The organism is Microvirga aerilata (genome assembly GCF_016743775.1).
Lineage (GTDB): Bacteria > Pseudomonadota > Alphaproteobacteria > Rhizobiales > Beijerinckiaceae > Microvirga > Microvirga aerilata.
On sequence record NZ_JAEQMY010000017.1, the window covers coordinates 82,018 to 106,645 of the forward strand.

At 63.9% G+C, this 24,628-nt stretch carries 26 protein-coding genes and 2 tRNA genes; 17 read left to right on the forward strand and 11 right to left on the reverse strand.

Features of this window, described 5'->3' with window-relative positions; translation table 11 throughout:
* Nucleotides 1-126: 126 nt before the first annotated feature.
* Together JKG68_RS13970 and JKG68_RS13975 are read right to left on the reverse strand one after the other, a co-directional pair.
* Nucleotides 127-1,134, reverse strand: a complete 1,008-nt coding sequence (locus tag JKG68_RS13970; protein ID WP_202060410.1) for a Gfo/Idh/MocA family protein — start codon at nt 1,132-1,134, stop codon at nt 127-129.
* Nucleotides 1,135-1,178: 44 nt separating this feature from the next.
* Nucleotides 1,179-2,225, reverse strand: a complete 1,047-nt coding sequence (locus JKG68_RS13975) for a LacI family DNA-binding transcriptional regulator (protein ID WP_202060412.1) — start codon at nt 2,223-2,225, stop codon at nt 1,179-1,181.
* Nucleotides 2,226-2,406: 181 nt separating this feature from the next.
* On the opposite strand from JKG68_RS13975, the gene JKG68_RS13980 reads away from it, so the two are divergent.
* The 8 genes from JKG68_RS13980 (at nt 2,407) to JKG68_RS14015 (ending at nt 9,841) form a co-directional block, all read left to right on the forward strand.
* Nucleotides 2,407-3,645: an ABC transporter substrate-binding protein gene (locus JKG68_RS13980; protein WP_202060414.1), complete on the forward strand. Its 1,239-nt coding sequence runs from the start codon at nt 2,407-2,409 to the stop codon at nt 3,643-3,645.
* Between the two features lie 212 nt (nt 3,646-3,857).
* A complete protein-coding gene (locus JKG68_RS13985) occupies nt 3,858-4,793 on the forward strand; it encodes a carbohydrate ABC transporter permease (protein WP_202060416.1) in 936 nt (311 codons plus the stop codon).
* Nucleotides 4,790-5,674: a carbohydrate ABC transporter permease gene (locus JKG68_RS13990; RefSeq protein WP_202060418.1), complete on the forward strand. Its 885-nt coding sequence runs from the start codon at nt 4,790-4,792 to the stop codon at nt 5,672-5,674. Before JKG68_RS13985 ends, JKG68_RS13990 begins: the two co-directional genes overlap by 4 nt.
* Nucleotides 5,675-5,677: 3 nt before the next feature.
* Nucleotides 5,678-6,757, forward strand: a complete 1,080-nt coding sequence (locus tag JKG68_RS13995) for an ABC transporter ATP-binding protein (protein ID WP_202060420.1) — start codon at nt 5,678-5,680, stop codon at nt 6,755-6,757.
* A gap of 68 nt (nt 6,758-6,825) precedes the next feature.
* Nucleotides 6,826-7,593, forward strand: a complete 768-nt coding sequence (locus JKG68_RS14000; RefSeq protein ID WP_202060422.1) for a sugar phosphate isomerase/epimerase family protein — start codon at nt 6,826-6,828, stop codon at nt 7,591-7,593.
* Nucleotides 7,594-7,598: 5 nt separating this feature from the next.
* The gene (locus tag JKG68_RS14005) at nt 7,599-8,774 is read left to right on the forward strand and encodes a Gfo/Idh/MocA family protein (RefSeq protein ID WP_202060424.1); all 1,176 of its coding nucleotides are present in this window, start codon (nt 7,599-7,601) and stop codon (nt 8,772-8,774) included.
* A 38-nt stretch (nt 8,775-8,812) separates the two neighbouring features.
* Entirely contained in the window at nt 8,813-9,457 is a 645-nt protein-coding gene (locus tag JKG68_RS14010) for a ThuA domain-containing protein (protein ID WP_202060425.1), read from the forward strand.
* 87 nt (nt 9,458-9,544) lie between these two features.
* Nucleotides 9,545-9,841, forward strand: coding sequence for a hypothetical protein (locus tag JKG68_RS14015; RefSeq protein WP_210346324.1), 297 nt, complete (start codon nt 9,545-9,547; stop codon nt 9,839-9,841).
* Between the two features lie 58 nt (nt 9,842-9,899).
* On the opposite strand, the gene JKG68_RS14020 is transcribed toward JKG68_RS14015, so the two are convergent.
* Nucleotides 9,900-9,974: transfer RNA gene (locus tag JKG68_RS14020), tRNA-Gln, on the reverse strand.
* Nucleotides 9,975-10,122: 148 nt separating this feature from the next.
* Here JKG68_RS14020 and JKG68_RS14025 point away from each other — a divergent pair.
* A tRNA-Pro gene (locus tag JKG68_RS14025) sits at nt 10,123-10,199 on the forward strand.
* Nucleotides 10,200-10,308: 109 nt separating this feature from the next.
* On the opposite strand, the gene JKG68_RS14030 is transcribed toward JKG68_RS14025, so the two are convergent.
* On the reverse strand, nt 10,309-10,632 hold the full coding sequence (locus JKG68_RS14030; RefSeq protein ID WP_202060429.1) for a hypothetical protein: 324 nt from the start codon (nt 10,630-10,632) through the stop codon (nt 10,309-10,311).
* 614 nt (nt 10,633-11,246) lie between these two features.
* Between JKG68_RS14030 and JKG68_RS14035 the strand changes: the two genes are divergently transcribed.
* Nucleotides 11,247-11,654: a DoxX family protein gene (locus tag JKG68_RS14035; protein WP_202060431.1), complete on the forward strand. Its 408-nt coding sequence runs from the start codon at nt 11,247-11,249 to the stop codon at nt 11,652-11,654.
* Between the two features lie 63 nt (nt 11,655-11,717).
* On the opposite strand, the gene JKG68_RS14040 is transcribed toward JKG68_RS14035, so the two are convergent.
* Nucleotides 11,718-12,416 (reverse strand): hypothetical protein, encoded by a 699-nt coding sequence (locus JKG68_RS14040; protein ID WP_202060432.1) that lies wholly within the window; start codon nt 12,414-12,416, stop codon nt 11,718-11,720.
* 177 nt (nt 12,417-12,593) lie between these two features.
* On the opposite strand from JKG68_RS14040, the gene JKG68_RS14045 reads away from it, so the two are divergent.
* The gene (locus JKG68_RS14045) at nt 12,594-12,884 is read left to right on the forward strand and encodes a hypothetical protein (protein ID WP_202060434.1); all 291 of its coding nucleotides are present in this window, start codon (nt 12,594-12,596) and stop codon (nt 12,882-12,884) included.
* Nucleotides 12,885-12,972: 88 nt separating this feature from the next.
* Here JKG68_RS14045 and JKG68_RS14050 read toward each other — a convergent pair whose 3' ends face one another.
* On the reverse strand, nt 12,973-13,584 hold the full coding sequence (locus JKG68_RS14050; protein ID WP_202060436.1) for a biotin transporter BioY: 612 nt from the start codon (nt 13,582-13,584) through the stop codon (nt 12,973-12,975).
* Nucleotides 13,585-13,807: 223 nt separating this feature from the next.
* Between JKG68_RS14050 and JKG68_RS14055 the strand changes: the two genes are divergently transcribed.
* Nucleotides 13,808-14,719 carry an MBL fold metallo-hydrolase gene (locus JKG68_RS14055; RefSeq protein ID WP_202060438.1) on the forward strand — a complete coding sequence of 304 codons (912 nt, stop codon included), beginning with the start codon at nt 13,808-13,810 and terminating at the stop codon, nt 14,717-14,719.
* 8 nt (nt 14,720-14,727) lie between these two features.
* On the opposite strand, the gene JKG68_RS14060 is transcribed toward JKG68_RS14055, so the two are convergent.
* Nucleotides 14,728-15,507: a DUF1499 domain-containing protein gene (locus JKG68_RS14060; RefSeq protein WP_202060439.1), complete on the reverse strand. Its 780-nt coding sequence runs from the start codon at nt 15,505-15,507 to the stop codon at nt 14,728-14,730.
* Between the two features lie 262 nt (nt 15,508-15,769).
* Here JKG68_RS14060 and JKG68_RS14065 point away from each other — a divergent pair, with 262 nt between their 5' ends.
* From JKG68_RS14065 to JKG68_RS14075, 3 genes are all read left to right on the forward strand, one after another.
* On the forward strand, nt 15,770-16,255 hold the full coding sequence (locus tag JKG68_RS14065; protein ID WP_202060441.1) for a MarR family winged helix-turn-helix transcriptional regulator: 486 nt from the start codon (nt 15,770-15,772) through the stop codon (nt 16,253-16,255).
* Between the two features lie 6 nt (nt 16,256-16,261).
* A complete protein-coding gene (locus JKG68_RS14070) occupies nt 16,262-17,110 on the forward strand; it encodes a patatin-like phospholipase family protein (RefSeq protein WP_202060443.1) in 849 nt (282 codons plus the stop codon).
* 175 nt (nt 17,111-17,285) lie between these two features.
* On the forward strand, nt 17,286-17,474 hold the full coding sequence (locus JKG68_RS14075; RefSeq protein WP_202060445.1) for a hypothetical protein: 189 nt from the start codon (nt 17,286-17,288) through the stop codon (nt 17,472-17,474).
* A 79-nt stretch (nt 17,475-17,553) separates the two neighbouring features.
* Here JKG68_RS14075 and JKG68_RS14080 read toward each other — a convergent pair whose 3' ends face one another.
* Complete coding sequence (locus tag JKG68_RS14080; RefSeq protein WP_202060447.1) at nt 17,554-18,141, reverse strand: L,D-transpeptidase; 588 nt, start codon at nt 18,139-18,141, stop codon at nt 17,554-17,556.
* A gap of 194 nt (nt 18,142-18,335) precedes the next feature.
* Here JKG68_RS14080 and JKG68_RS14085 point away from each other — a divergent pair, with 194 nt between their 5' ends.
* The gene (locus tag JKG68_RS14085) at nt 18,336-19,277 is read left to right on the forward strand and encodes a histone deacetylase family protein (protein ID WP_202060449.1); all 942 of its coding nucleotides are present in this window, start codon (nt 18,336-18,338) and stop codon (nt 19,275-19,277) included.
* A gap of 194 nt (nt 19,278-19,471) precedes the next feature.
* Here the strand turns inward: JKG68_RS14085 and ribB are convergent, their stop codons facing one another.
* The 3 genes from ribB to JKG68_RS14100 form a co-directional block, all read right to left on the reverse strand.
* Nucleotides 19,472-20,557, reverse strand: a complete 1,086-nt coding sequence (gene ribB, locus JKG68_RS14090) for a 3,4-dihydroxy-2-butanone-4-phosphate synthase (protein ID WP_202060451.1) — start codon at nt 20,555-20,557, stop codon at nt 19,472-19,474.
* A gap of 36 nt (nt 20,558-20,593) precedes the next feature.
* Nucleotides 20,594-21,706, reverse strand: a complete 1,113-nt coding sequence (gene aroC, locus JKG68_RS14095; RefSeq protein WP_202060453.1) for a chorismate synthase — start codon at nt 21,704-21,706, stop codon at nt 20,594-20,596.
* A gap of 122 nt (nt 21,707-21,828) precedes the next feature.
* A complete protein-coding gene (locus tag JKG68_RS14100) occupies nt 21,829-23,187 on the reverse strand; it encodes an aminotransferase-like domain-containing protein (RefSeq protein ID WP_202060460.1) in 1,359 nt (452 codons plus the stop codon).
* Nucleotides 23,188-23,342: 155 nt separating this feature from the next.
* Between JKG68_RS14100 and JKG68_RS14105 the strand changes: the two genes are divergently transcribed.
* The gene (locus JKG68_RS14105) at nt 23,343-24,242 is read left to right on the forward strand and encodes a DMT family transporter (RefSeq protein WP_202060455.1); all 900 of its coding nucleotides are present in this window, start codon (nt 23,343-23,345) and stop codon (nt 24,240-24,242) included.
* Nucleotides 24,243-24,628 lie beyond the last annotated feature (386 nt).

Sequence of the window (24,628 nt, forward strand, 5' to 3'; positions counted from 1 at the left end):
TGTGGATTAGCCCGAAAGCATCGCCGTGCAGGCAGCGGCATACCGGCCGCATTCGTTGACACCATTCCGCATCATGCAGGCAAGCTTGCCCCTGCGTAAACGGAACAGCAGACATCTTCAGCCCTCTCAGCCAGGCTTGACAGCTTCCCAACTGGCGGAGGTTTCCGACCGCCGCAGCGCATCCAGAATCCGCATGTTCATCAGAGCATCTTCGATTCCGTAGACGTGCGGGGCTGCATCACGAATGGCCCGGCTGAATGCTTCGCCCTGAAGCTGGTACTGATCCACGGTTGGAAACTCGATGGCTCGGGCAGAAAGATCGCCAAGCAGGCTGCCGTCGTCGACGAAGATCCGCATCGGCTTGTCCGGGGGAGCATTGAAGGGGATCTCGACCTCGATCCGGCCCTTCGCCGCGAGGATCTGAATGCGCTGATAAGGCACTGCCTGCGTCGAAACCGTGAAGGTCAGCTGGCGGCCTGCGCCGAAATCCATCAGGGCGCTTGTGGTGCGATCAACCCCGAAAGCCGGGTCCCGGTCGACGAGCGCAACCACGCGTGGCGGCTCGGCGTCGAAGAAGTAGCGTCCGGCCACGACGGCATAGCACCCGATGTCCAGGAGCCCTCCCCCGCCGATATCCGCCTTGTTGCGGATGTTGCCGGGATCGACGTTGAAATACGAAAAGATCACCTGAATGGAGCGCAGTTCCCCGATGTCTCCGTTGTGGATAATTTCCCTGGCACGATGCCATTGCGGGTGGTGACGGACCATGAAGGCTTCCGCGATCTTCACCTGCGAGGCGGCCTGCTTGAGCTGCTCCGCCTCGCCTGCCGTGATGGCAATCGGCTTCTCGCAGAGAACATGCTTGCCCGCAGCGGCCGCGGCCAAAGTCATCGGCACATGCAGATGATTGGGGAGCGGGTTGTAGACTGCCTCGATCTCAGGATCGGCCAGCAAGGCTTCATACGAGCCGTAAGCCCTTTGGATCCCGAGCTCGTCCGCCATCTCACGAGCCGCCGCTTCGTCGCGAGACGCAACCGCAACAACGTCGCAGAGCGGGCTTTTGATCATCCCGGGAACGACTTTGACCCTGCCGATCTTGGCAGTGCTGATGATTCCCCAACGGACAGGCTGCATGGTGTTCTTCTCCAATGTTGATCTGTGTCGAGGCTGCTCCGGGCCTAGATGGTAGCCCGCCGCAGCGACTTGTAATCCTTGTGCAAGACGGGCCCCGTCGTGTCGCGCTCGAGCAGCTCGAGGGGAAGCCGCACATTCCAGTCCCCGGGCTTCATCTCCTTGCGAATCAGCTTCATGAGGGTGTCGGCGCCGGCACGCCCAAGCTCGTGCAAAGGCTGGCGGAAGGTGGTGAGCGTCGGCTCCGTGTAGTCCGAAAGCTCGATGCCGTCGAAGCCGATGACGGAGACGTCCTGGGGAACACGAACACGCTCGGACCGGACGCGCTTGATGAAACCGATGGCACTCTCGTCGCAAGCCGCGAAAATCCCCGTGGGGCGCTCAGTCATCTGTAAAAATGATTCGGCAGCAGCAACACCGGTCGAGAAGACGAAAGGTCCCTCCCAGCGCACGATCTCGTCCTGGCTCAAACCGGCCGCAGCTATTCCCTCCAGGAAGCCGCCGAAGCGCTCGCTTTCGATGATCGAGCCAGGCGTGCCCGAGATATAGCCGAATTTACGGTGGCCGAGCCGGGCCAGATATTCCACGGCCCTGCGGGAAGCCTCGCGATCCTGGACAACCACGTTCGGGATCATGTCGTCGTCGATGGCAGCGCACATGGCCACGATCGGAAGCCCGGATTCCCTCATGCTGCGGGTGCCGTTTTCCGGGATATACCCGGTCAGCAGAAGAACCCCGTCCACCTGACGGGAGAGCGCCAGGTCGACATATCGAGCCTCGCGCTCCCTGCGGTTGTCCAGGTTGCCGATGATGATTCCATACCCCGATTGGGTCAGCTCGTCGTCCACACCCCGGAGAGTTTCGGCGAAGACCGGGTTGGTGAGCCTCGGCGCCACCACCAGCACATTCATGGTGCGGCGGGTGCGCAGCTTCTGGGCCGTGCTGTTGGGCGTGTAGCCGCTGCGCCGGACGGCTTCCATCACGAGGTCGTGAGTTTTCTGCCTGACCTTATCGGGATCGGACAGGACGCGGCTGACCGTTGCTGTGGAGACGCCGGCAAGTCGAGCCACATCCGCGATGCGTATCTCCTTCACTGCGCGCCATCTTTTCCGACTCATTCAGGTTACCTCTGCGGCCCTACAAGATATGTTACCATCTCTCACAGAGCACAACTTGCCTCAACTTGTGTCTTGACTAATCTAAAAAGCCACTACAACCTATACATCAAGATGTAATCGATTACAAAGATCGATACAACGCTTCTGGGAGGAAGCCATGCGCCTGAAGACACGCGTTTCCGCGTATATCCTTGCTGTTGCCCTCATCTCGAGCTCCGGAGCCCTTGCTCAGCAGAAAGCGGAGGTTCTCCATTGGTGGACCTCGGCCGGCGAGTCCGCGTCCGTGAGGGTCTTTGCGGATCAATTCACCAAAGCTGGCGGCACTTGGGTGGACAATGCCATCGCCGGCGGCGCCAATGCCCGTACAGCCGGCATCAACCGCATGGTGGGCGGCAATCCGCCGACCATGATGCAGTTCAACACCGGCAAGCAGTTCGACGAGCTGGTCAGCAACGATCTCGTGCGTGACGTCGACCAGCAGGCCCAGGCCGGCAAATGGCGGCAGGTCATGCCCAAGCCGATCGTCGACGCGACCGTGCGCGAAGGCAAGTTCTACGCTGTTCCGGTCAATATTCATGGCCAGAACTGGATGTTCTACAACACGAAGATCTTCGCCGATGCCGGCCTTGAGCCTCCGAAGACCTTCCCTGAACTCGTTGCCAGCGGCGAGAAGCTGAAGGCCAAGGGCATCATCCCCATCGCTCTCGGCGGCCAGCCCAATTGGGAGCACAACCTCTTCCGGGCCGTGGTCGTCGGCCATGGCGGAGCCGACATGTTCCGTCAGCTCTACGGCACCCGCAAGCCGGATGTCGTGAAGAGCCCCAAGTTCAAGGAGACGGTGGAACTCTTCGGCAAGATGCGCGGCCTCGTCGACCCAGGCAGCCCGGGGCGCAATTGGAACGACGCGACGGCTCTCGTGATCACCAACAAGGCGGCCATGCACTTCAACGGCGACTGGGCCAAGGGCGAGTTCATTGCCGCAGGCCAGACCGCCGGCAAGGAATATGGCTGCACCGTGGTCGGCCAAGAGCCCAAGCTCGTGATCGGCGGCGACGTCTTCGTGTTCCCCGCGACCACGGACAAGACGGCGCTCGCCACGCAGGACAAGCTGATCCAGGTCCTGCTCGATCCTACCACCCAGGTCGAGTTCAACAAGAAGAAGGGCTCGATCCCGGTACGGATGGACGTCGATGTGTCCTCCATGGACACCTGCGCGCAGAAGTCCCACAGCATCCTGCAGGATCCGGCCAACCAGGTGGAAAGCATGGAAATCCTGAGCCCGCCGAACTTCTCGGGCGCCATGCAGGACGCGGTCACGCAGTACTGGAACAACCCGAACATGTCCGCCGACTCGTTCATCGAGAAGATCGTCAACGCCATGCGGGATGCAGCGTAAAAAGCTCCACCTCGCCCCGGTGATGCCGGGGCGAGGTCTCCATCACTGAGTTGTGGCGTATCGTGCGGAAAACCGGATCCGGTTTTCACTGACGTGGCCCTCCGGGTCCCGCCCCAAACGATGCGCTCATAGAAGAATGAGCATCGGACCGATCCCAAGCGTGAACTCCACTTTTGGTCCGATGGTCCAGCACTCTCAATGGAGCCTTTCCGGTGGATACCATTTCGATCCGCGCTCCCAGTGTCCCTTCGAGCGGCGCGAAGGTTCGGCGCAGCGTGCGAACACGCCTGCCCGCAGCCTTTGCCCTTCTGCCGACCGCGCTCGTTGTGCTCGTCGTCTATATCGGCTGCATGCTCTGGACCGTGCGGCTCTCGTTCACGAGCTCGACCCTCCTGCCGAAGCTCGACTGGTTCGGGTTTACGCAGTACACCCGCCTCTTCGCCAACGACCGCTTCGTCACCTCGGCGGAGAACATCGTGATCTTCGGCGCCCTGTTCATCTCGGGCTGCCTTATCATCGGCTTTCTGCTCGCCGTGTTCATCGAACAGAACGTGCGCGGCGAAGGCCTCTTTCGCACCGTCTTCCTTTATCCCTATGCCATGTCCTTCGTGGTCACCGGCGTTGCCTGGCAATGGTTTCTCAATCCGGGCCTCGGGCTGCAGAAACTGGTGCGCGACATGGGCTTCGAGAGTTTCACCTTCGATTGGCTCGTGAACCAGAGGATGGCGATCTACACGATCGTCATAGCGGGCCTGTGGCACGGCTCGGGCCTGACCATGGCCATTATGCTGGCGGGCCTGCGCGGCATCGACAAGGACCTCTGGAAGGCCGCAAAGATCGACGGCATTCCCACCTGGCGCGTCTACACCTCCGTGGTCCTGCCCCTGCTTCGACCCATGGTCGTCACCGCGACGGTCCTTCTCGCAACGGGCGTCGTGAAGCTCTACGACCTCGTCGTCGCCATGACCTTGGGCGGTCCCGGCATTGCCACCGAGGTGCCGGCGAAGTTCGTTATGGATCACCTGTTCGAGCGCAACAACATCGGCCTCGGAACGGCCGCCGCGACCATCATGCTGATCACCGTGGTGAGCGTCCTGGCACCCTGGGTCTATACCCGCTACGTCCGTCCCCAAGGGAGGCACGCATGAACGCCGCGGAACCGCAAGGGCGCCGCCCTCGCCACCTCACCGCCGGCCGCATCGGCATCTACGCCTTCCTGATCACGGCGGCCTTGTTCTTCATGCTGCCGCTCTGGATCATGGTGGTGACCTCGCTCAAGCCCATGGAGGAGATCCGGCTCGGCAACATCCTGGCCCTGCCGGCCGCCATGACCTTCGAGGCCTGGACCAAGGCCTGGTCGTCCGCCTGCACGGGTCTCGAGTGCAACGGCATCAGCGTCGGGTTCTGGAACTCGGTGCGCATTCTGATCCCCTCGGTGATTCTCTCGATCATCGCAGGCGCCATCAATGGCTACGCGCTGTCGTTCTGGCGGGTCAGGGGCGCCAACGTGATGTTCGGCATCCTGCTGCTCGGGGCCTTCATCCCCTACCAGGTCTTTCTCTATCCCCTGGTACGCATCTTCTCTCTGACAGGCATCTACAACTCGCTCACCTGCATCGTGCTGGTGCATGTCATCTTCGGCCTGCCGACCATGACCCTGCTCTTCCGCAATTACTATGCGGGTCTGCCCATCGAGCTGTTCAAGGCGGCTCGCATCGATGGCGGAGGCTTCTGGACCATCTTCCTCCGGGTGATCCTGCCCATGTCGACGCCGATCCTGGTGGTCGCGACCATCCTGCAGGTCACCGGCATCTGGAACGACTTCATCTTCGGGCTGACTTTCGCGGGACGCGAGAACCTGCCCATGACGGTGCAGCTCAACAATATCGTCAACTCGACCCAGGGCGAGCGCGCCTACAACGTGGACATGGCGGCGACCATGCTCGCGGCTCTCGTACCGCTCGTCGTTTATTTCGTGTCCGGACGCTGGTTCGTCCGCGGCATCGCCGCCGGCGCTGTGAAGGGGTAAGGCATGTCCACCGTTTCCGTTCGTGATGTGACCGTTGCTTTCGAGGCCGTCCAGGTCTTCGACGGCCTGTCTCTCGATATCGACGAGGGCGAGTTCATCGTCCTGCTCGGGCCGTCAGGCTGCGGCAAGTCCACCCTTCTCAATGCCATCGCGGGCCTGCTCGACGTGGCGGATGGGCAGATCTGGATCAACGGGAAGAACGTCACCTGGGAGGAGCCCAAGGATCGCGGCATCGCCATGGTGTTCCAATCCTACGCCCTGTATCCGCGCATGAGCGTTCGCGAGAACATGTCCTTCGGCCTCAAGATGGCCAAGACGCCGAAGCCCGAGATCGAGAAACGCGTCAACAGAGCAGCCGAGCTCCTGCAGATCACCCCCCTCCTCGACCGGCGCCCGGACCAGTTGTCCGGCGGCCAGCGGCAACGCGTCGCCATCGGCCGCGCTCTGGTTCGCGATGCCGCCGTGTTCCTCTTCGACGAGCCCCTCTCCAACCTCGACGCCAAGCTGAGAAACGAGCTGCGGGTGGAGATCAAGCGGCTGCACGCAAGGCTCGGCAAGACCACCATGGTCTACGTCACCCACGACCAGATCGAGGCCATGACGCTCGCCGACCGGATCGTGGTGATGAAGGAGCAGAAGATCCAGCAGATCGGCTCGCCCGACGAGATCTATCACCGCCCTGCCAACCTGTTCGTGGCTGGCTTCGTGGGCTCGCCGCAGATGAACTTCATCATGGGCCGGATCGAGAACACCGGCGAGGGGCTCAGCTTCCTTGCGGGAGACCGCCGCCTGTCCCTGTCCGGCTATCAGTTCGCCACCGCTCCTTCGGCAGGTCAGGAGGTTGTCCTTGGCGTGCGCCCCGAGCACCTGGAGATCACCGGCACGGGCATCTGGCCAGGTTTCACGGTCGACATCGTGGAGCCCATGGGAGCCGACACGGTGATCTGGTGCAGCGACGGCCTGGGCTCCCTTCAGGTCCGCACCACCGGCAGCCGCAAGGCTTCGCCCGGTGAAAGCCTCACGCTCCAGGTCGATTCGACACAGGTCTCGCTCTTTGCCGCCGATACCGGCGAGCGCCTTTGAACCCAGCATCCCGCGACGCGCCTCATGGCTTTTCGCGTCGCGCCCCATTTCTGAACATTGAGGACCCTATGAGCGTCACGGATATTCTGTCGATCCAACTCTACACCCTGCGCACCTTGGAAGATCTGGATCTCATTCTCGATACGGTGGCAGGGGCTGGGTATCGCCATGTGGAGACGGTCGGGTCGCATCTCGACAAAGCCTCCGAGGTTCGCTCCAAGCTCGACGCCCGCGGCCTGAAGGCTTCTTCCAGCCATGTGAGCATGGCGGCCCTGCGCGAGAAGCCGGACGTGATCGTCGAGGCATGCCGCACCCTCGGCTTGACGCACCTCTATATGCCCGCCGTTCCGCCTGAGGAGCGCGACATGGCAGCCGATGGCTGGCGCTCTCTCGGGCACGAACTCGGGCAGATCGCGGAGCGCTTTCAGGCACAGGGCATCCGCCTGGGCTATCACAATCATCATTGGGAGCTGAAGCCGAAGGATGGAGCGAAGACCGCTCTCGAACTGATCTTCGAGGCGGCCGGTTCGAGCCCCCTCACCTGGCAGGCGGACGTGGCCTGGCTGGTGCGCGGGGAAGCCGATCCCAAGGAGTGGATCGACCGCTATCGCAGCAGGGTCACCGCCGCTCACGTGAAGGACATCGCGCCGGCGGGCCAGAACGAGGATCAGGACGGCTGGGCCGATGTGGGCTCCGGCGTGCTGAACTGGCGCGAGCTCTGGCGCGTCTGCCGCGAGGCAGGGGCCGAATGGATGGTGGTCGAGCACGACAAGCCGGCCGACCCGGCGCAGACCGCCCGCGCCAGCTTCGCCTTCCTGCGCTCCATCGAGGACTAAGGATCATGAACTCCCTCAACGTCGGCATCATCGGATGTGGCAACATCTCGGGCATCTATCTTCAGAACATCCCGGCCTATCACGGGCTCAACCTCCGGGCCTGCGCGGATATGAGGCCGGAGGTGGCGCAGGCTCAGGCCAGCCGCCACGGAATAGAGGCAATGTCGGTTGACCAATTGCTGGCTTCCGACGAAATCGACCTCGTGGTCAACCTCACCATCCCGAGCGCCCATTTCGGCGTGTCGTTCGCAGCACTCAGCGCGGGCAAGCACGTGTTCTCGGAAAAGCCCCTCGCGGTCGATTTCGAGCAGGGCCGCAGGCTCGTGGACGAGGCGGAGGCGCGCGGCCTTCACCTGGGTTCCGCGCCCGACACATTCCTAGGCGGTGGCGGCCGCCTGGCGCGCAAGCTCGTCGATGACGGCGCCATCGGTCGCGTACTCTCGGGAACGGCCTTCCTGATGTCGCACGGCATGGAGCACTGGCATCCGGATCCGGAGTTCTTCTTCAAGCCCGGCGGCGGCCCGATCCTCGATATGGCGCCCTATTATCTGAGCACTCTCGTCAATCTCATCGGACCGGTGAAGCGCGTGTTCGCCATGTCGAGCATCGGCTTCCCCGAGCGGATCGTGACGGCCGAGTCCCCGCGCAAGGGCCAGAGCATCACGGTCGAGACGCCCACCCATGTGACGGCGCTGCTCGAATTCGCCTCCGGAGCCCAGGTGACCTTCTGCATGAGTTGGGATGTGTGGAAGCACAGCCATCCGGCCATCGAAATCTACGGCTCGGAAGGATCGATGCGGGTGCCCGACCCCAACTTCTTCGGCGGCCAGGTGGAGGTCACCGAGCGTGGCGGGGACTGGCGGGCGGTGGATTCAGGCGAGATGCCGCTCGGAGCGCCCAACTGGCGCTCGCCGAACTGGGCCGCCGATGTTCCGGCCAAAGCCAATTACCGCGCCTTGGGTCTGGCGGATCTCTCGAGCGCGGTTCTCAACGGAACGCCGCATCGCTCCAGCGGCCGCCTCGGCCTGCACGTCTTGGAAGTCATGCACAGCATCCTGGAAGGGGCTGCCACGGGACAGCCGAAGGCGATCACCACCACCCTGGAGCGGCCGGCCATTCTCGAGGACAACGAGGCAGCCGGCCTCTGGAAGGGTCTACCCGAAGCGGCCTCCGCCGCCTGACGTCGACGCGCCGATCCCATCGTTCGAGAGGGCAGAGAATGCGCGAAGCGCTCATCGTTTGGGGAGGCTGGAGCGGCCATGAGCCGGAGCAATGCGCTTCGATCATCGCCGGGATGCTGGAGGAGGAGCAGTTCAGGGTTCACCTGGAAAACTCCACCAGCGCGTTCGCGAGCCCCAGCCTGTCCACGATGAGCCTCATCGTGCCGATCTACACCATGTCGAAGATCGAGAAGGATGAGATCGGCAATCTCTCCAGCGCAGTGCGTGATGGCGTCGGGCTTGCCGGCTACCACGGCGGCATGGGCGATGCCTTCCGGGAGGCGGTCGAGTATCAGTTCATGTGCGGCGGCCAGTGGGTGGCGCACCCCGGCAACATCATCGACTATCGCGTGAACGTCACCCGTCCCGACGACCCGATCATGCATGGCATTCAGGACTTCGCGTATCACTCTGAGCAATACTACATGCATGTGGATCCCTCGAACGAGGTGCTCGCGACGACCACGTTCTCGGGCGAGCACGCCCCATGGATCGAAGGCGTCGTGATGCCGGTGGTCTGGAAGCGCCGCCATGGCACGGGCCGCGTGTTCTACAGTTCCCTCGGGCATGTGGCGAAGGAGTTCGACGTGCCGCAGATGCGCACCATCTTCCGGCGTGGGATGCTCTGGGCGGCACGGGACTGACCGCCGCACGGGACGCTACGGAAGAGCCTTTCCCTAGTCCGATATACCGAGGGAGCCCCTCTTGGGTATACCTCTATCGCGCAAACCATGGCGGCGGCCGCGATGCTAAGATTTTGCTCCTTCGGTCAGATGGAGGCGGCAATGCACATGGATCGTTTCGTCGTGTTCCAGTTCCAGAACGAATGGCTGGTAACTTACGGCGATCGCACGCAAATTTCTTTCGCGTCCCGGGAGGAAGCGGAAAAATCAGCGTTCAATGCGGCAGACGCCTTGGCATCCAACGGTCGCGCCGTATCCGTTCTGATCATGCCGGAAGGCCCGGCCGAGAGGTCCGATCACTTCGCCGTCCTCGACGGTCATGTTCCCCGCACCCAGCGCAATTGAGAGCAGGAGAAGCATCTGGAGTCGCTGCGGCGATGAGTATCGGTTCAACTTGGGAGATTGGCTGGGGCGCCAGGATTCGAACCTGGGAATGGCGGTACCAAAAACCGCTGCCTTACCACTTGGCGACGCCCCAATCGGTGTGGCGTGTACATAATCGCCAAGAGCGCGGCTGGCAACTCCGTTTTGCGTGAGGCGAGATATCTGCAGGCAGGCTCAATTCTCCCCTTGCGGCCCTCCCCCCTCGCCGCTATAAGTCCGGCCTCCCGAGAATTTCTCGGTGTCGGAGTGTAGCGCAGTCTGGTAGCGCACCACGTTCGGGACGTGGGGGTCGCAGGTTCAAATCCTGCCACTCCGACCATTCTCTCTTCAAAATGAAACTGAGATCTGGTCGGGCTCGCATATGCGACGGGCAGGACGCCGCCTGAGCCGCATGGCAGCCCGGTTGCTCCTGCCCTTCCGCCTTGTCGTCAATGGGTCGAGAAGCGACCGTCTTCCTGGTAGGTCTCGTAGTGCAAGGTCTGGGCCGGGATGGCCTCCAGCTGGCGCGGAGCCTTGGGCCAATCCTGCATGGGCTCCGTGGCCTGCGGCATGTAGCGGGGGCGGAAGCGCAGATCCACGAGGCTTCGCAGTTCCGGAGCTGCGAGATCCAGCACATTGGCGTCGCGCCAGCGGCGGTGCAGCTTGGTCTTGCCCGTCATGCGGCCCCAGAAGCCTTGCACCTCCTCCTCGACCTGCAGAACAATGCGGCCTGTAAAGGTTTTCCGAAGATTAAAACGTCCTGTCAGAGCCATTCGACTCTCCTCAACTCTACGATTTCTTCAAAGTCGAGCATCGAAGCTGCAGCCGCTCAGCTTTCAGGCTTTATAAAACCTTGGCCTCGACGCTCGCCTGAACCCATTTCTGTTCACCAATGCCTATGCGGACCATAGGGTTCCGGCTTCCCTGTGCGTCCAATCACATCACGATTGCGCGGGGATCCGGCTCAGAACCCACGGTTCCTTAAGGTACTTAAACACCCAAAGGGATCGGGAGGCCAGCCAAAAGGGTATCGATAAAGGAGGAGGAGATAAGCGGTTTGCCGCTTGAAACGGGAACCTGCCAAAGACCGACAGGCCAGTGCGGGAGCCTATCAGGCGCGGCGCGGCTTGGATGTGAGGTTGATCGTCACGAGTTGGCCAGTGCGGGGATCGAGGATCGTCATCATGAAAGCCTCCTGCGTGTTGGCGAAGGAGAAACGCCTGATCATGGCGAAGGATCAAACCGTGTTTGGAACGTGGTAAGCAATTCGTTACTGAGAACCGTGCTTTAGCCTATGGGAAGCCTTAAGCCGAGCTTGTATCTGGGCAAGCGGCTTCGGCGGTGCAACATGCCGAGCGCCGAGCTTTTGACCTGGAGAGACAGCTTTATGAATACCACTCACCTTGAGACCGTTTGGGCGCCGCGCCTGCTCAGCATCCTGCGCATTGTCGCGGCCATCATTTTCATGGCGCACGGCACGCAGAAGCTGCTCGGCTTTCCGATCTCCCCCAACCCCGCGCCGGCGGCCTTCAGCCTTCCCTGGATTGCAGGCGTTCTGGAACTCGTCGGCGGAGCGCTTCTGATCCCCGGCCTGTTCGTTCGCCCGGTGGCGTTTATTCTCTCCGGCCTCATGGCAGCGGCCTATTGGATCGCCCACGCCCCCCGCAGCCCCTATCCCGTCCTGAACGGCGGCGACGCGGCAATCCTGTACTGCTTCGTGTTCCTGTTCATCGCGGCAGCCGGCGGTGGTGTGTGGAGCTTGGATCGCATTCTGCGCAGCGGTCGTGCCGCATAGGCGGTTGACCGAACCGACCCACCGAGCGGGCGAGAGGCGAATGCACGCCTTTCGCCCCTTTTGTTATGGCCGATCAGGATCGGTGCCGGTGGACCGCCGCAGGCGCTCATCCTCCATTTCCACGCGAAGCGGATTGCCGTCGTCTTCGCCCTCGTCAAAGGGGATCGGCATCAGATCCGTGGTCAGCCCCGTGGTGGTCGAGGCGGCGGCGCCGATGGGCGGAGCGGAACCGGAGGAGCGCTGATCGGTGCCGCGCGCTCCCAAATCGATCTCGCCCTCATCGTCAAGAATGCTCACGACCCGGTCCATCTGGGCCTCGTCGACCTTCACGGTCACGAGCGCCCCACCCCGACGGATGCCGTCGGCATAATCCTGGGCGTCGCTGTCGCTGAGACCCGCATCCATCAGGGCTCCCGTGAGGCCGCCCACAGCAGCGCCGGCACCTGCCCCGACCAGGGTCGAAACGAGCCACCCGGCAGCCACCACAGGCCCGAAGCCTGGAACCGCAACTGTACCGAGCCCAGCCAAGAGACCTGCTCCGGCGCCCGCAACCGTGCCTGCGGCGGCCGTCGCCGCGGCAAATTCAGGCGTGTCCTCGTTCCGCTCGAACGAATGCGCCGCATGATGCGAATAGGCATCGTTGAAATTGTTGGAGATCAGGCTGATCCTGAAATCCGGGATCTGGGCCGCCTCCAGCCGCTGAACGGCCCGGGCAGCTTCGTCGTAGGTGTCGAAAAAAGCCGTAACCCTGCGCTCAGGCATGGGAGCCCTCCCTGCTTTCAATCTGCTGCTGGGCTAATGAGCAGTCTGCCGAGCGGTTCCTACCCTTGCGACGGGCAGTCCTGAAACTGCGCGTCATTGCCGCCTTCCAGCTCTCCCCGTATTTTGGTAACTTCATCCAAAAGGTGCCCGGAAAGGGCAATTTGGGGGCTACTCGTCATGCGACATATTCATCTTGATGATGGTTTGCGGCTGCGTTTTCCCGGCCGCAGCGAAGACTTCGACCAAGGGGTCGAGATCGGCATGGTCGCCGTTCTCATGGACCAGGAAATCACCGAGTTCTCGCGTTGGATCTCGCGGACCAATCTCAGCCAGATCGAAGCCATCGCCAAGCAGATGGGCTACCGCGTCGAGCACGGCGGCGGCAACGAGGATTGGGTTGACGTGACCTTCCTCCACGGCGCGGCCAAATCCAAGCCCAAGCTCAGGCTGGTGCACTCGGCAGGCTGAGCGCCGCCAGCACGATCTTCAGCCCATCCCGTCGAAAACGAAGAAGCCGCCCGAAGGCGGCTTCCCGTTTGTCGTGCGCGAGCCGAGCTTAGCGGGTCGTCTCGCCGCGCCGGGTCACCGACCAGGCCGCCTGCATCAGGGCGACGGCCAGAGCGGTCTTAAGGATCGTCGCAGCCACGAACGGGGCAGCGCCCACGGTCCAGGCCTTCGCGAGAGGCATGACCAGGGACAGCTGAGTCAGGCCGAAGGCGAAGATCAGCGCATGGCCGATGCTCATCATGGCGATGACCCGCAGGAGCGAACGGTCCCAGCCGCGCTCGGCCATGAAACCCATCACGAGGGCAGCCGCCACGAAGCCGAACAGGAAGCCGCCGGTGGGGCCCATCAGGTAGCCGAGGCCCGCCGTCGGGCCCGCGAACACGGGCATGCCCATGGCGCCTTCAGCCACATAGAGAGCCACGGTCGCTCCGCCCAGACGCCAGCCATAGGACGCGCCGATCATGAGCACGACCAGGGTCTGCAGAGTCATCGGAACGAAAGGCAGCGGCACCTGGACCTTGGCCGAAACGGTCAGAAGTCCCGTGCCGACCACCATCAGGACGAGGGCGCGCAGGGCGGCGAAGCGGGCATCGTCCCGGGACGGCCAGAGCAGGCCGACGAGGGTCGACGGGGAGGACAGCGAAGGGGCGCCGGTCGACATAAATCAGATCTCCAGATCATTCCGCCCTGTGCGAGGCGGCTCACCAAGCCTTATAGGGGTGTCGCGTCCGGGTCTCAAGCGGCCAGGCGGAGCATTTCCGGCGGCTGTGGACACCCTTTAGTTCAATCGCACGGTGCTGGATAAAAAGTCTTGCGGGCGGGTTGAGGTCGGGTAGGAAGCTGCTCCGGCGCTGATGCCGCCCATTGACCGCGAGGATCCCTGAATGGCCGACGACCTCACCTTCGACGTCCGCCCTCCGGCTCAGTCGGGCGAGTGCATGCGGGTGAGCCCCATGGTCCGCCGCATCGTCGCCAATAATCCGGGCCCCATCACCTTTACGGGCACCTGCAGCTACATCGTGGGCTCAGGCCAGGTCGCCATCATCGACCCGGGGCCCGAAGCGCCCGACCATATCGCGGCGCTCCTGGACGCGGTGAAGGGGGAGACGGTGACCCACATTCTCGTGACCCACACCCACAAGGACCATTCGCCGGCTGCCCGCGCCATCCAGGCCGCGACCGGAGCCAGAATCGTCGGCTGCGCCCCTCACCGCAGCGCCCGCCCGCTGCTCTCGGGCGAGATCAACTCCCTGGAGGCCAGCTCCGACAAGGACTATGCGCCCGACCAGGAGCTCGGCGAGGGCGATGCCGCCGAGGGTCCGGGCTGGACGCTTCAGGCCCTCGCCACCCCCGGCCACATGGCCAACCACCTCGCCTTTTCGCTGCCGGAGGAGAAGGCGCTGTTTTCCGGCGATCACGTGATGGCCTGGTCCACAACGGTTGTCGCGCCGCCCGATGGCTCGATGAGCGCGTTCATGGCCTCCCTCGACAAGCTGAAGGGTCGCGAGGAGACCCTCTATTGGCCGGGCCACGGCGGCCCGGTGCAGGAGCCCCAGCGTTTCGTGCGGGCGCTGGTTCACCATCGGCGCCAGCGGGAAGCCTCGATTCTCAACCGGCTCAGGGCAGGCGATCGGACAATTCCGGAGATCGTGTCGGCGATCTACCAGGGGCTCAACCCGGCCCTGGTGGGTGCCGCGGGCCTGTCGGTCTTCGCCCATCTGGAGGATCTGGTCGCGCGAGGACAGGCGGCTACCGAAGGAATGCCGGCCCTGGACAGCGAGTACCGTCCGGCCTGATCCGGGGATCAGCGCACCGCGATCGCCAAGTTCGAGGCCTCTTCGAGAAAATCGCGGATCTGCTCCGCATTGGCCCCCAGATCATGGCTGCCGAAGCGGGAGGCCGAGCGGATGTCGATCCGTGTGCCGTCAACCCGCGGACGGACCCGGATGGTGATGTCGTAAGGCATCTTGAGAACGAGCGAACGGTCGACGGCTTCGAGCCGCCCCAAACCGACGCGCCCGCCGGGCGGCACGGCCTCGACGATCTGCCAGCCCAGGTTCTCGGCCGCCTTGCGCACGAGGGCGAACGCCTCTTCCGGTCCGATATCCAGCGTCAGCGGCGCGATCTGCACATAAGCCTCCCGCTGCATTTCGCGCGTCTCGGGAGGAACATCCGGCGGGATGCGGCCGTCGCGAGCCTGGAGTGCAGCCCGGGAGCGGGAGAACAGGGGTGGGTTTTCCGTGTCGGTGCTGACGTCGCTGATTGCCGGCAGTGTCGCGGCCTTCAGCCCCATGAAAGCCGGATAGGCCAGCACGAGCGCTGCGATGATCAGGCCCTTGATCGCGCTTCCCAGGCCTTGTCGCCCCTCCTGCCAAATGCGCACGAACCCGATGAGGGACAATCCCACGGCGAGAAGGGCGATTGCGACCCCTGCCCCGAGGGCGGTGAAGCCCGACTGGTAGTCGATCCGGTTGAACCGGATCATCAGCACGACCAGAATGGTCACGGCAAGCGCGAACCATGCGAGCCTGGGGGACCACTTCGCCGGTCGGGAAAACGGTTCTTCGATGATGAGACGGCGCATCAGGTCGTCTTACAAATCTCTTTGAGCGCGCGCCACTCCTCTTGGCCAAGAAGAAGCTCGCCTTGTGGGAACGGCACCTGTTTTTCCAAAGCTTTCCGCTGTTGATCCGGAGCCGGGCGGGTGGACGGAAAAGTTCAAGCTTTGCTTTTCGTTCCCTCCCGCACCCGAGAAAGTTGAGGGTAGCCCTTTCCCTTCTCCGCCCCTGGGGTGACGGACAGAACCGTTTGCCTTTAAACTGTCGGCCTCACAGGAGCCCTAGCCTTTGACGTCCTCCCCTGCCCCCGCCCAGATCGAAGCGACCGATCCTCTGCGGATCTGGTTCCGCTTCATTCGCCTGAATCGTCGGGCCGGGAACGCGATTGCGGCCGAGCTGAAGGCACTGGGCCTTTCGATTCCTCAGTTCGATCTGCTCTCCACCCTCACGGAACGCGAGGGGATGAGCCAGCAGGAACTGGCCGAGCGGCTCTACGTGACCAAGGGCAACGTGTCGGGCCTGCTCGACCGGATGGTCGAGGCAGGGCTCGTGGAGCGACGCTCGATTCCAGGCGACCGGCGCTCCAACGCGCTCTACCTGACGCCCAAGGGGCGCGACCTGGCGAACCAGGGCATCGCCGCGCAGCGCTCCTACGTGATGCGGACCCTCGGGACGCTGTCTGCCCAGGACCTGGCCGATCTGGAGCGGATCGTGCTCGCATGGCGGGAACGGGCGCGGGCCGAGGAGGATGCCGCGTCCGCCAAATCGCGGTAGGCGCCGATGTTCGATGCGGTGGCCTTTGCGGGCGGGGGTAATCGCTGCTACTGGCAGGGCGGCTTCTGGGAGGCGGCGGCGCCGCTTGTGGGCATCAGGCCCAAAATGGTCATCGGCGTCAGCGCGGGTGCCTGGTCCGCCTGTTACAGCCTTCTCGGCCTTGGCCGGCGGGTCAACGAAATGGTGGCGCAGGGCTGCAGCCTCGGACGGCGCAACTTCGAATGGCGCGCCTGGCGCAGCGAAGGCTCGCCCTGGCCGGTCTCGCTCATGTATCGCAGCCTGATCGAGAACTTTGTCGATGAAAGCACGCTGCAGCGCCTCAAGCAGGGTCCCGACGTCCTGATCGGTCTTGCCCGCAAGCCGCGCCGCCTTCCTCTGTCGCTTGCCGTTCCCCTGGGCCTCGCAACCTATCAGATCGAGAAGACGTGGCGCTCCCCGGTCCATCCGCGCGGCGGACGGGCCTTGGGGTTCCGTCCGGAATTCGTGCGGGTGCAGGATCTTGCCTCTCCGGAGGATCTTTTGGCGGCGTTCATGGCAAGCGCCAGCGTACCGCCCTTCATGCCGGTCGGACGGGTCGGCGGCATGGCGGCCCTCGACGGCGGGCTCGTGGACAACGTGCCGATCGAGCCCTTGCTTCCGGTGGAAGCACAGGGCGGCAAGACCCTGGTGATTCTCTCCCGCCTCTACTGCGCTTTCCCAAAGGTAAGCGGCCGCACCTATGTCCAGCCGTCGGAGCCGGTTCCCATCGGCCAGTTCGACATCACCAATCCCGCGGGGATCCGGAAGGCCTACGAAATGGGGCTGAAGGATGGGGAAGCCTTCGCCCGGCGTATCAGGATGCAAACGTCCCCTTAGAGACCCCGCTTCAACAGTCCTGAACTTTGTAACGGCGTTAAGGGTCCATTCACCCTGATCCATGCATCTGCGGCCAAGCCAGCACATGATCACCGGTCTGCCCCAAAGAGGTCACAGCCCTGCAGATCATAGGGGCAGGTTGTCGAAACAGCCTGCATTTTTTTAGAGAGGACCAATGACCCAGCAAGCTTCAGACCGCGTGATCCAGCAAGGACAGCCTTATGCGGCCCGGTCGATCCCGGCGTTCAAGGCCGTCGCTCTTCCGGCTCTCGCCGCAGCCGTTCAGGCAGCCAAGCGGCAGCCGGACCGTCAGAAGACTTCCGAACTGCCCGCGATCCTGCGCAAGGAAGCCGTACTGGGCTGATGCCCTCAATGAAGAAGAGCGCCCCTCAAGGGCGCTCCGCCTACAGTCGTTCCCTGCCTCTGACAGGCAGGGGATCGCCCTAGCGCACGATGACCTTCGTGTTCAGGGACACGCGATTGTAGAGGTCGATCACGTCTATGTTGCGCATCCGGATGCAGCCCGAGGACACGGCCATGCCGATCTTCTCGGGCTCGTTGGTGCCGTGGATGCGATAAAGGGTGTCCTTGTTGCCCTCATAGAGGTAGAGCGCCCGCGCGCCCAAGGGGTTGTTGGGGCCGCCCTTTGTGTACTGCACATGAGGCCAGCGGGCCTTCATCTCGGCCGGCGGGTTCCAATCCGGCCATTCAGCCTTGCGGGCGATGGTCGATGTGCCGGTCCAGCCATAGGCCTCGTCGCCGACGGCCACGCCGTAGCGGATCGCCTTCCTGTTGGCCTGTACGTAGTAGAGCTGGCGCTCCTTGGTATCGACCACGATGGTGCCCGGCGCCTCGCCCGTCGGATCGTCGACGATGTAGCGGCCGAAGCGCGGATCATCCTCAGCCTGCGGCATCTGCGCCATCCATTCGGTATCGCGGGCGGAGACCTGGGGCTCCGGAACGCCCTTGAAATTGCATCCGGCCAGGGCCGTCACCATTGCCAAGATGAGGGGCAGATTGAAAAGGCGCATTGTGTACAGCTCTGGGGCTCGGCTCGGGTCGAGCCAGGAGGGTGTTTCGGGCGGGGTTACAGGCCGGGATACCGGCAATTCGAATCGCAACGCACCATGGCACGGCTCAGCTCTGGAATGTGTTGCATCGCAACAACATAGACAGGCGCTCGTGAGGCTGCGACACTGATCGGCGTCCTCATTCAAGAAGATCCATGTCCACGCTCTACATCACCCATCCCGCCGGCCTCGATCATCAGACCCCGCTCGGGCATCCCGAGCGGCCCGACCGCATCCGTGCCATCGAACGCGCCATCGAAAAGGAGCGCTTTACATTGCTGAGGCGCGATCAGGCCCCGATGGCCGAGATGGAGAGCCTCGCCCTCGCCCATCCGGAGGATTACATCGTGCGCCTTCGCGACATCAGCCCCCGGGAGGGGCTGGTGAGGATCGACGAGGATACGGTCATGTCGCCCGGCACCTACGAGGCGGCCCTGCGGGGCGCCGGCGGTGCGGTGATGGCCGTGGACGAGGTGATGTCGGGCCGGGCCGCCAACGCTTTTGTGGCCATGCGCCCGCCAGGGCACCATGCCGAGCGGGTCCGGGCCATGGGCTTCTGCTTCTTCAACAACGCGGCCGTTGCCGCTCGCCACGCTCAGAAGCGCTTCGGGGCCGAACGGGTCGCCATCTTCGATTGGGACGTGCATCACGGCAACGGTACCCAGGACATCTTCTGGGATGACGCCAGCGTGCTCTACTGCTCCACCCATGAGGCGCCTCTCTATCCAGGGACCGGCGCGTTGTCCGAAACCGGCGAGCACGGCACCATCGTCAACGCGCCTCTGAACGCAGGCGACGGGAGCGAGGCCTTTCGGGAAGCGGTGGACAGCGTCATCCTCCCGCGCATGGATGCGTTCGCCCCCGACCTGATCATCATCTCGGCAGGCTTCGATGCCCATTGGCGCGATCCGCTTGCCAGCCTGAACCTCACGGAATCCGATTTCGCCTGGGCCACGCAAAAGCTGATGGGGCTCGCCGACAAGCGCTGCGGCCAGCGGATCGTGTCGCTTCTCGAGGGCGGCTACGATCTCGAGGGCCTCTCGAAATCGGTCTCCTTCCATCTCGACGCCCTCATGGGGCGCGAGACGGGCGCGTAAGGCAAGAAATCCGTGGCAACAACTATATGATCGGATCCCCTCGCCCTCGGCTCGCCGGGGATGACAGCACTGCGCCCCCTCGGTGTCATTCCCAGCCGAGCGCAGCGGAGGGGAAGGGAATCCATCGCTGAAGCGCTTGTCAGCGCATCCCCCGGCACCTCCTTAGGGCTGAGGATAAACCCTGAGGTGCACCCTCAGCCCTCGATCGGCTCCTGGCCCAACAGCTCGATGCCGAAGCCGCTGAGGCCGATATAGGAGCGGCTCGAGGTTGCCAGGTTGCGGATGGAGACGACGCCCAGGTCCTTCAGGATCTGGGCTCCCAGACCGACCTCGCGCCACTGGCTCGAGCGCATGGCTTCCGATCCGGCCTCCTCGTGCTCGCTGAAGTTGGTCGTCGGGACGCCTGCCGTGCCGTCGCGCAGGTAAACCAGCACGCCCCGGCCCTCCTTGACGAACAACTGCAGGGCGGCGGACACGGTTTTCCCGCCCTCGAACACATCGGTGAGCGCATTGGCGCGGTGCAGGCGCACGGGAATGTTCGTGCCGTCGCCGATGCGGCCATGGACCAGGGCCATGTGCTGCACGCTGTCGAAGGGCGTCGAATAGGCATAGCCCGTGAACGAACCCCACTGGGTTTCCACCGGGAAGGTGGCGATGCGCTCGACGAGCTTTTCCCGCGCCTGTCGATAGGCGATGAGGTCTGCGACCGAGATGCGTCGCAGGCCGTGCTTCTCGGCGAAGGCGGCAATCTGATCGCCCTTCATCACGGTGCCGTCATCGTTGGCAAGCTCGCAGATCACCCCCACCGGCGGCAGGTTCGCCAGCTTGCACAGATCGACGGCCGCTTCCGTATGGCCGGAGCGCATCAGCACGCCGCCGTCCTTGGCGACGAGCGGAAAAACGTGGCCGGGGCGCACGAAGTCGCTTGCTCCCATGTTGTTGTTGGCGAGCGCCCGCACGGTGTTCGAGCGCTGCTCGGCCGAGATGCCGGTGGTCAGGCCGTGCTTGACGTCGACCGTGACGGTAAACGCCGTGCCGAGAGGCGCATCGTTCGACGACACCATGGGGTCGAGCCGCAGGCGGCGGGCCTCGGCGGCCGTTACGGGCGCGCAGACGATGCCGCAGGTGTTGCGAATGATGAAGGCCATCTTCTCCGGGGTGCAGAGCGAGGCCGCAACGATGAGATCGCCCTCGTTCTCGCGGTCGTCGTCGTCCGTGACGATGACGATCTCGCCGCGGGCAAAGGCTTCGATGGCTTCGGTGACGCTATGGCTCGACATATGGATCTCTGCTGATTGCGTGCCGTGCACGATGCTTTACTGGAAGGGCCAGGCGGCGCCATCCCCCACTTGGCCGCGATGGCGCAAGAGATGGTCTGCCAAAACGCAAGCCACCATCGCCTCGCCCACCGGCACCGCCCGGATGCCCACGCAGGGGTCGTGGCGGCCTTTGGTCATGACCTCGGCCTCTGCGCCGGAGCGCGTCACGCTGGAGCGGGGCGTCAGGATCGACGAGGTGGGCTTCACGGCAAAGCGGCAAACCACCTGCTGACCCGTGGAGATGCCGCCGAGGACGCCGCCCGCATGGTTCGACAGGAACGTGGGCGCACCCTGGTTGCCCGGACGCATCTCGTCCGCGTTCTCCTCGCCGCGAAGAGCCGCCGCCGCGAAGCCGTCTCCGATTTCGACGCCTTTGACCGCGTTGATCGACATGAGCGCCGCGGCGAGATCAGAATCGAGCTTGCCGTAGACCGGTGCCCCGAGGCCGGCGGGAACGCCCTCCGCCACGACCTCCAGAACCGCCCCGATGGAGGAACCGGCCTTGCGCAACCCGTCCAGGTATTCCTCGTAGAAGGCGGCAGCCTTCGCGTCCGGGCAGAAGAAGGGATTGCGGGACACCTCGTCCCAATCCCAATTGCCCCGGTCGACGGCATGGGGGCCCATCTGCACCAGCGCGCCGCGGATCGTGACGCCGGACAGAACCTTGCGGGCCACGGCGCCGGCCGCCACGCGGGCCGCCGTCTCGCGGGCCGAGGAGCGTCCGCCGCCGCGATAGTCGCGGATCCCGTATTTCACGTCATAGGTGAAATCCGCATGTCCCGGGCGGTAGGACTCCTTGATCTCGGAGTAGTCCTTGGAGCGCTGGTCCACGTTCTCGATCAGGAGCGCGATGGGCGTTCCGGTCGTCACCTGCCGGCCCGTGCGCTCGTCGGTGAAGACGCCGGAGAGGATCTTCACCTGATCCGGTTCCTGGCGCTGCGTGGTGAAGCGCGACTGGCCTGGGCGGCGACGGTCGAGCTCCGCCTGGATCTCGGCGGCCTCGAGCGGGATCATCGGCGGGCAGCCGTCGACCACGCAGCCGAGCGCGGGCCCGTGGCTTTCGCCGAAGGTGGTGACGCGGAAAAGATGACCGAAGGTGTTGTGGGACATGGCGCTTCTTCAGGGTTCAGGGCGTCTTAAAACCAAAGCGCCCGGGTGTCACGCCCCACGTCCGAGCGCCCCCAGGCGCAGGCGAGCGTCCATTCCCACAGTCGCTAAGGCCGCAGGGCAGGTCAGCTTGCCTGCCTCATCGCCTTGTCGAGAAGCCGAAAGAGCCGGTCGTCGGTGCATTGCGCCACGTTGAAGCGAAGAAATCCGGTCATGGTCTGGGGCGGGCTGAAGACGTTGCCCGGTGCGAGAATGACCCCATCCGCGAGGGCTTGGCGCGCCACATGGGCCGCATCCAGGCCATCGGGCAGCCGGCACCAGAGAAACATGCCCGCCCTGGGCTCTATCCACGGCTCGATGCCAAGCATCCTCAGTCGCGGGAGCGTCGCCGCCCTCGCCTCGGCCAGGCGCGCCCGGAGAATCTCCTTATGCTTGCGGTAAGCTCCGCTGCTCAGCACATTGAGAACAAGCTCCTCCGTGAGGCGGCTGCTGGAGAATCCTGTGGCGATCCGGTGATCGGTCAGCTTGTCGATCCAGCCGTGGCTGCTGGCGATGTAACCGCAGCGGAACGAGGCCGAGAGCGTCTTGGAGAAGCTGCCGACCCGCACCACATGGTCGAGCCCGTCGAGAGCAGCCAGGCGCGGGGCAGGTTCGGTCTCGAAATCCGCGAAGATATCGTCCTCGATGATGAAGAGATCGTGCTGCTCGGCCAGCTTCAGGACTTTGTGGGCGGTCACCGCCGACAGCATTGCTCCGGTAGGGTTGTGGAGACCGGAATTGGTGATGTAGAGGCGGGGCCGGTGCTCGGAGAGAGCCTGCTCGAACAGGGCAATGTCGGGCCCGCTCGCCGTATAGGGAACGCCGACGACCTTGGCCTGATGAGCGCGCAGCAGAGCGAGGAAGTTGAAATAGCAGGGGTCGTCCACCAGCACGGCATCCCCTGGCTGGAGCAGGAGGCGGCACACGAGATCGATGGCCTGAGACCCTGATTCCGTGAGCAGGATCTGGTCGGGCCCTGCCTGCAGGCCCTGCTCGGCCATCCGCCGCGACAGGTACTGCCGCAGGGCTGTCAGTCCGAGAGGAGAGCCGTAGTCGGTGAGCCCGGTTCGGTCCTTCATCTTGGCCAGGGAGCGCAGCGAGCGACGGATATCTTCCTCCGGCATCCAATGGCTCGGGAGCCAACCGCATCCTGGCTTCAACATACCGTTTCCGGCTTCCAGCGATTGCCGCGAAACCCAGAAGGGGTCGATGGAGCGGTCGAGACGCGGGGCCATGTCGGCCAGAGACAAGGGAGGAAGCGGGGCGGCATTGTAGAAGCCCGAGCCCGGCCGGGAACTGATGATGCCCTCCGCCAGAAGCCGGTCGTAGGCCTCGACGACGGTGGATTTGGACACCCCCATGGTCTCCACGGTAGCACGGATCGAGGGGAGCTTCGCCCCTGGGGGCAAGGACCGGCCGGCAATCTGGCCGCGGATCGCCGCCATGACGCGCTCGACCTGCGTTCCGGAGCGCCGTCGGGCTGGTGCATCGTCCACTGTACTGCTCTCCGTTCCATTACAGTTTTATCAAACTGTACCGTACTGTACCTGGAAAAGCCATGTTGCCCGACTGAAAACAGGTGTGATCGGGAGGCGACTGCGTGGACAGAACTACGGAAGGATGGGTGTGCGGTTTTCTGGGCGTGCTGATCTTCAGCGGATCGCTGCCGGCGACCCGCGTTGCCGTCTCAGGCTTCGACCCGCTGTTCCTCACCCTAGCGCGGGCGACCATTGCGGGCATTCTGGGGCTGGCGCTCCTGGCAGCCCTCCGCCAGAAGAGGCCAGCCCGAAATGATTACGTCCCGCTCGCGATCGTGTCTCTCGGCGTCGTGGTTGGCTTTCCGCTTCTGACCGCCCTTGCGCTCCAGCACATCACCTCCGCCCGCTCCATCGTCTTCATCGGCCTGCTGCCTCTCTGCACGGCGATCTTCGGCGTCATCCGAAGCGGCGAGCGGCCGCGGGCGGCGTTCTGGGTGTTCTCCATGCTGGGAGGAGCCTTGGTCAGCGGCTACGCTCTGATCCATGGGGATTCCACCTCTTTGTTAGGCGATGTCCTGATGCTGGGAGCCATCGTGCTGTGCGGCCTCGGCTATGCGGAAGGGGCAAAGCTCTCCCGCACGCTCGGCGGCTGGCAGGTGATCTCTTGGGCTCTTGCTCTCTCCTTGCCGCTCACGGCCGGAGGAATGCTCATTGCGCTCCCGCCGGTGTGGAACGACGTTTCCACGCCGGCCTGGCTGAGCCTTGCCTATGTTTCGTTGTTCTCCATGCTGATCGGATTCGTGTTCTGGTACCGGGGCCTGGCGCTTGGAGGCATCGCCGGCGTCGGACAGTTGCAGCTCCTGCAGCCCTTCTTCGGCCTGACGCTGTCCGCCCTGCTGCTGCAGGAGACGGTCGGATGGCAGATGATCGCCGTAACCCTTGGGGTCATCCTCTGCGTCGCCGGCGCCAAGCGCTTTGCCGCCCCTCCCCGGGCGGCAACCATCCGCTCCGAGAATGGGTGAGGATCACGAGGCCACCTTGTGCGCGGGAATTATCCTGGACGGCGTAAGCCGAACCGGGATCGTCTAACGGGAATGGCGCCCGAACCTCAACGCTGTCATCCCCGCAAAGGCAGGGAATCATGAGCACGGCGCCAAGGCTTGAGCTGATGCCCGACCGCCATGCCTCTACCGTTAGCGGTTATGGATCCCCTTCCCTCGCTGACGCTCGCCGGGGATGACAGCGGGGCGCTGAACGTGGCGCTCCCCTCGGTGTCATTCCCGGCCGGAGCGTCAGCGGAGGGGAAGGGAATCCATGGCGCTGAGCCTAACTGTCTGGATGCGAGACCTCCTTGGCGGCAGCGACGACTTGGAGGGCTGGTGGCAAAGCGTCTGGATCGGGTGGCTTG